We start from the raw sequence: 4,956 nt of genomic DNA, 5'->3' as shown, positions 1-4,956 counted from the left end.
CAGAGTTCGTCAGGAACCAGCCGCTGCGACAGACCAACACCCATAGCGCAACATCATGCCGCATCAACCTGACACCACGTGAGACAAGCTCTAAGACCGCTCCGCTAGCCGACTCGGTGTGCGGCGGGGATGCACTCGCCGGGCTGTTCTACACCGGTGGCACGACGGGATTCCCGAAAGGGGTCATGCTCAGCCACGCCAACATCCTGATCTCCGCGCTCGGCAGCCAGGCCTCGTGTCCCTTCGTCGTCCCGAGCGGGCGTACGTTGCATGTCGCACCGATGTTCCACCTCGCCGACCTCGCGATGTGGGTCGCCCAGTTGATGGTCGGGGGCGCGCATGTTGTTCTCCCCAACTTCGACCCTCCAGCGGTCATGGCTGCCATCGACGAGCACCGCGTGACGAACGTCGTGCTGGTGCCCAGCATGGTTCAGATGCTGGTGGACCACCCGGAGTTGGCTCGATTCGACTTGTCGAGCGTGCGTTACATCGTCTACGGCGCTGAGCCGATCACCGAGGTTCTCCTCAGGCGCGCGATGAGCGCCTTCCCTCAGGCAGATTTTGTGCAGTGCTATGGCATGACTGAGCTCGCTCCGATGGCCACGATGCTGTCAGGGGAAGATCACCGCCAGGGCACGCGGTTGCGCTCCGCTGGCCGGGTAGTAGCACACGCCGAGGTGCGCGTGGTCGACCAGGAGGGCAACGAGGTGCCCCGAGGCACGATCGGCGAGATTGCCGTGCGCGGTGGCCACGTAATGCTCGGTTACTGGAATAAGCCTGAAGCGACCGCCAGTGCGCTGTGGGACGGATGGATGCACACCGGCGACGGCGGCTATATGGACGACGACGGCTACCTCTTTATCGCGGACAGAATCAAGGACATGATCATCTCGGGAGGCGAGAACGTCTACGCGGCCGAGGTGGAGAACGCCGTCGCCAAGCACCCGGCCGTCGCGGCATGCGCTGTGATCGGGGTCCCGGATGACCGCTGGGGCGAACGCGTACATGCGATCGTGGTGGTCAAGCCCGGTGCCCAGGAGCCGGCCGAAGAGCAGATCCGCGAGCACTGCAAGGGGCTGGTCGCGGGATACAAGTCGCCCCGAAGCGTGGAGTTCGTAGACGCTCTTCCGATCTCTGGGACAGGAAAGATCGATAAGCGCCAGCTGAGCGAACCCTACTGGGCTGACTCCCCCAGGAATCGTTAACCGCTCGAGACAAGGCCTCGAGGAGTCGACCCATGTGAGTACTCGCGGCGTGCGACCGTCCACACCCTAATCCGACGGCGCAATTCATCAATCCGATGCAACCACCAAACTCGGTAGCGCCCGCAGCTACGAAAGGCATCTAGTGACTGCAACCGAAGACATCTTTATCCTGTGCATCGCGAGCACGCCCGTAGGTCGATTTCCTGATCGCACGTTTGTCGACCTGTGTCGCGAGGTGATAACTGAAGCTGGCCAGGACGCTGGCTTTGCCAAGCTTCCGGTCGAGCGTGCATGGTTCTCGAGCGTGTTGATGGACTTCTGGGGCCAGCGTGCGTGCCGCGGGCAAGAGGTCCTCACCCCGTTGTGTGATGAAGACCTGCTCCCGCACGGTCTTTGCATCCAGAACGTGGAGGCCGGCTGCGCGAGCGGGATGATGGCCTTCCTTGGCGCGGTGAGCGACGTCCTGTCCGGCGAGGCGGAGATCGCGCTCGCGGTCGGGATCGAGAAAATGAGCCACCCTGAGCGACCACGCGGAGACATCCTTAAATGGATCGAAGGGACCGCGGGCCAGCTCGAGGGAGATTACTTCTACGATCCACACCGAAAGCTCGCCGCCGAAATCAGCGTGGGTTTCAGTCCGGGCGAAGAGGGCCGCTCGATCGCCATGGATGTCTACGCCCTGTGGGCCCAGGCCCACAAGCAGAAATTTGGGACGACGGACAAGCAAATCGCGGCCGTCGCTGCGAAGAATCACACCAACGCGGTCGACAACCCCCGAGCCCAGTACCGATTCCCGATGACCATCGAGAAGGTACTCGCCGACAGAATGGTCACTGAGCCGCTCACGCGCGCCATGTGCGCCCCGACGGGTGACGGAGCTGCGGCGGTACTTGTGTGCTCGCGCGCATATCTGGACACGCAGCCGCGCGCTATGCGCGAGCGTGCCCTGCCGATTCTCGGACACGCCTCTGCCGGCGGCAGCCGATGGTCCTTGTTCGAGAATGACCGTGCAGCCGCTCGGGCGGCCCGACGCGCCTACGAGCGGGCGGGCATCGGGCCGTCGGATGTGGACCTGGTGGAGCTGCACGACGCCACCGCGATCGCAGAAATCCTTCTCATCGAGGATCTGGGCTTCTGCGTCCGGGGGCAGGGCGGGGCATTCACGGCATCAGGCGCAACGGCGCGCGGCGGTGAGATCCCGGTCAACGTGTCGGGCGGCCTCGTGTCTCGTGGTCACCCGATCGGTGCTACAGGAATCATGATGCTTAACGAGGTCACCCTGCAGCTGCGTGGCGAAGCCGGGGCGCTGCAACTACCCCGAGCGCAGGTTGGGCTCGCCGAAAATGGAGGCGGGATCGTCGGTCACGACAACGCTGTCTCCGCGGTGACGATCCTCGGTGCGCCCGCTCGCTCAGAAGGAGCACGGTGAATCCGAAAGCACGGCACTTAGACGTGGTCTAAGAGCGGGTCCGCTGCATGAACTGGTGACAGGTTCGGTTAGTCCGCTTGGATGGACGGCTGGGGGCCGGACTCGGCCGCCCGCTGAGAGTCGAAGGCACCCAGGAAGAGCACGCTGCAAGGCATGCGATTCGACGGCGCCGCGACGGGAGAGGAAGGGCCTGGGCTTGCCATCACTCCGCTGAAGCCGCCGTTCGGCGACGGTACTCGCGTCCCTCACCTCGGCCTGTCCGAGATCGCCCAGCCGACCCTAAACTGGCAAGTTTCCCGCCCGACGAATTGACAGAGGTAGAGCATGGATGTGTTTGAGGCGATGGAGTCGGCCATGACCATGCGGTGGCTGACCGAGGAGCCAGTACCCGATGAGCTGATCGAAAAGTTGATCTGGGCTGGCACTAGAGCGGCGAATCCAGCGAACGCTCAACTCTGGGACTTCATCGTGGTTAAGTCACCGGAACAGCGCGCGCTCCTCCACGAAACCATGATCTCACCAGAAGTGCGAGCACGTCTCGAGTCACTTGGCGGCGCCAGCGCGAATCCGTTGGCCACCCTCCTGCGAGATGCTCCGGTCCTGATCTTCATCTGTGTATCATCGCTGGTTCCTGGCGACCCAAGAGAGGATCGTTATAAGTTCTCCGCTCTTTACGGAGCGGCCCAAAATATGATCGTGGCCGCACGGGCGCTGGGCTTGGGAGTCACCCCGACCGGACTACACCATTTCGCCACTAAGGGCGTCCGAGATCTGCTTAATGTGCCCGATCACAAGATCATTGGTGTGACCATGCCGGTGGGTTGGGCGGCCCGTCCGTTCCGCTCGGTCAAACGAAAGCCGATCGCGGATGTAATCCACTTCGATACTTGGTAAATCTCCTACGTAACAAACACCATTCGGAGCTGGAATCGCGGACAGCTGGGCGAACTGGTGAGGCAGGTGGCCGGTGGCAATGTGGCACTCGCAATGAGTACCGGAGCGATGTTGCTGCCGAGAGACGTTCCGGTGTCTCTCACGGCAGGGGAACAGATTGACCATGACAGCTAGACCGTCGCAGTCACAACGTTGTTCAACGCCGGGATGATGGGGTGATTCAGGGCGTGAGCGCAAGTTACTCTCACGCGACATCAACTCGAGATTCCGGTTTGGATCGCGGTAAGCAGGGGCCCTCCTCCATGGAGTTGGTGCCGTGTCCTTCGTTTCTTCCTTTCACTCAAGGGTGACGGCCAGGACTGTCGGATGTGGCACGTTGCGGTCTTGTGTGCGCCGCTGTGCAATACGTGCTTGGCGGGGCGAGTTGATGGCTGGACGAGGCGCTGCTGACTCCGCATTTACGTCACGCCAGGTGGGCTGGTGACGTCGCGTACGTCCGCGCCTTGAAAAGTGACCAGAACTCGGTGCTCATCGGTCCAGACGGAGGCCTCGTTGACCAGCCGGTGCCCGGCCACCAGTCGCGGCGCTCAGCGGGCCCTCGACCGCATCATCTGCGGTGTGGGTTACTAAATGCCCATTGACAACGGTGGTCAGAAATCGCAAAAATTGTCTCGATGGCGCGCTGTGCGCGACACCCCGAGTCAAGCCCAGTGACTGGCTAGCGCCCCTGTGATGTGCTCAAACTCCAGGCAGGGCTCGCGCGGTCCCTTTGTTAGGTAATTGAGGAAGGAGATTGATTGATGTCGACCGTGCAACTTCGGCGTTACCAGGTTAAGTCGGGCGAAATGGAGGGGTTTGTCGAACGTTGGCATCTGGTGCTGCCCGCGCGGCAACAGTATGGGTTCGAGGTGCTCTTCGCCTTCGTGGATAGATCCACGAACCAGTTTGTGTGGGCGGTCAGCTGCGAAGGAGATAGCGACGACTTTGATGCGGCCGAGCGGCGCCTGATGGAATCACCCGAAGGTGCGGCCATTCGGGCGGAGTATCAAGCCGCGGATCACCGTGGCAGGCTTCCTGTGGAGCTTCTGGATGATATGTTCATCACCAAGGTCGACGTCCTCCATCAGATCTGGCCGACTACTTGACCGATACGGTCTCACTCGTAGCCGCCGTTGAGAATCATCAATTAACTCCGACATTTCATGTTCGCCGCTAACGGGTCCTTTCAAAAAGCTGGGATTTTGCGGGCGAGGGTCATGCAGTGCGCGAGCTGGAGGAAGGCGTCATGCATGTCGTCTCGGGCTTCCCAGCGGGTGCGTAAACGGCGAGGGCAGTGGAGCCAGGCGATGGCGGACTCGGCAACCCACCGCACCCGCCCCAGGCCCGAGCCGTGTGGCTGACCACGCCGGGCAATCTTCGGGACGATGC

Annotated in this window: 4 protein-coding genes and 1 pseudogene; 4 read left to right on the top strand and 1 reads right to left on the bottom strand. The window is 62.1% G+C overall.

Going from position 1 to position 4,956, the window contains the following annotated elements; translation table 11 throughout:
• From ACFXB5_RS52595 to ACFXB5_RS52580, 4 genes are all read left to right on the top strand, one after another.
• A partial coding sequence (locus ACFXB5_RS52595; RefSeq protein ID WP_385222985.1) for an AMP-binding protein occupies positions 1 to 1,205 on the top strand: 1,205 nt, incomplete at its 5' end.
• 142 nt (positions 1,206 to 1,347) lie between these two features.
• A complete protein-coding gene (locus ACFXB5_RS52590) occupies positions 1,348 to 2,634 on the top strand; it encodes a thiolase family protein (RefSeq protein WP_385222982.1) in 1,287 nt (428 codons plus the stop codon).
• A gap of 324 nt (positions 2,635 to 2,958) precedes the next feature.
• Positions 2,959 to 3,528 (top strand): nitroreductase family protein, encoded by a 570-nt coding sequence (locus ACFXB5_RS52585; RefSeq protein ID WP_121823973.1) that lies wholly within the window; start codon positions 2,959 to 2,961, stop codon positions 3,526 to 3,528.
• An 800-nt stretch (positions 3,529 to 4,328) separates the two neighbouring features.
• Entirely contained in the window at positions 4,329 to 4,673 is a 345-nt protein-coding gene (locus ACFXB5_RS52580; RefSeq protein WP_385222979.1) for a hypothetical protein, read from the top strand.
• An 80-nt stretch (positions 4,674 to 4,753) separates the two neighbouring features.
• On the opposite strand, the pseudogene ACFXB5_RS52575 reads toward ACFXB5_RS52580, so the two are convergent.
• Positions 4,754 to 4,956, bottom strand: a pseudogene (locus tag ACFXB5_RS52575) (IS5/IS1182 family transposase); the annotation flags it as partial.

Origin of the sequence: Streptomyces sp. NPDC059455 (assembly GCF_042750115.1) — a bacterium.
Taxonomy (GTDB): domain Bacteria; phylum Actinomycetota; class Actinomycetes; order Streptomycetales; family Streptomycetaceae; genus Streptomyces; species Streptomyces endocoffeicus.
This window is presented reverse-complemented; position numbering and strand designations above follow the sequence as displayed.

What these genes read in the sequence shown, in the direction of transcription:
- ACFXB5_RS52585 (WP_121823973.1), top strand. Translation starts at nt 2,959, where the DNA reads ATGGATGTGTTTGAGGCGATGGAGTCGGCCATGACCATGCGGTGGCTG.
- ACFXB5_RS52580 (WP_385222979.1), top strand. Translation starts at nt 4,329, where the DNA reads ATGTCGACCGTGCAACTTCGGCGTTACCAGGTTAAGTCGGGCGAAATG.